This is a genomic window from Propionispora hippei DSM 15287, assembly GCF_900141835.1.
GTDB classification, from domain to species: domain Bacteria; phylum Bacillota; class Negativicutes; order Propionisporales; family Propionisporaceae; genus Propionispora; species Propionispora hippei.
Map to the genome: position 1 here is coordinate 1 of NZ_FQZD01000079.1, position 1296 is coordinate 1296.

The 1296-nt window shown below is 48.4% G+C and carries 1 protein-coding gene; it reads left to right on the plus strand.

All coding sequences use genetic code 11. The annotated features are described in order from the left end of the window. Positions 1-282 precede the first annotated feature (282 nt). A partial coding sequence (locus tag F3H20_RS19750; RefSeq protein WP_149736550.1) for an IS110 family RNA-guided transposase occupies positions 283-1296 on the plus strand: 1014 nt, incomplete at its 3' end.

The window sequence follows — 1296 nt, forward strand, 5'->3', positions numbered from 1 at the left end:
TCACTCCTGTTACTATATATTTACGGTTCAAAACATGGACATCCATGTTATTCACCGCATTGTTGCCTAAGCTGTTAGAATGAGAGAGCAGTAGGCCGACGTATCACTCCAAGGACTAACCACGTCCGGTTATAAGCCAGTCAGCCAGCCTCTCGTTCACAGCGTTCGATTTATGCAGGTAGAACCACTGTTCACCAGTGCGTCCGTGTCACCAAACAGACAGAATCGGCAACGATAGAAGACTGGGCCGCCAATTGCAAATCTGTAATGGGAGTGTACTTTATGAACGCAGTAGGAATTGATGTTTCCAAAGGCAAGAGTGTAATTGCTGTTGCCCGTCCTTTTGGTAAGGTGGTTTCTAAACCTTATGAGGTACGTCACACCTCCAGTGAACTCAGTAAGCTGGCAGACTACCTGAAAAGCCTGGAGGGTGAGACGAGGGTCATTTTGGAACACACGGGGCACTATTACGAGCCAGTGGCCCAAATGCTTCATGACGCTGGAATCTTTGTCAGTGCAGTCAACCCGAAGCTCATTAAAGACTACGGAAATAATTCTCTTCGGCGGGTCAAGACCGATAAGGCCGATTCCATGAAGATTGCCCGGTATGGTCTTGACAACTGGGTGGAACTGCGTCAGCATACTCCTATGGATACGATTCGTTACCAACTGAAAACCATGAACCGGCAATATAGTTTATACACTAAGAGCAAGACGGCTATGAAGAACAACCTCATTGCTCTTCTTGATCAGACCTATCCTGGAGCAAACGCACTTTTCAGTAGCCCTGCCCGTGAGGACGGCAGCCAGAAATGGGTGGATTTTGCTACCTCTTTCTGGCATGTGGACTGTGTTCGGAGTATAGGTCAGGCTGCATTTACTGAACGTTACCATGCATGGTGCAAGCGGCATGGGTACAATTTCAACTTTATGAAAGCCACTGAAATCCACTCGGAAGCGAAGAACCTAATTGCCATACTCCCCAAGAATTCCTTGACCAAGCTACTGATTCGGCAAGCTATTACTCAACTCAACGCCGCATCTGGAACGGTTGAATTGTTTCGCACAGAAATGAAACGGTTAGCTCAGCAACTTCCTGAATATCCTATCGTCATGTCATTGTTCGGCGTGGGCGATTCGCTTGGGCCGCAACTCATGGCCGAAATTGGTGATGTGATGCGTTTTGAGCGCCGAAACTCCTTAACCGCCTTTGCTGGTGTCGACCCTGGCGCAAACCAATCCGGTACCTACAATGCCAAGAGTAATCCTGCCTCTAAACACGGCTCCCCGGAGCTA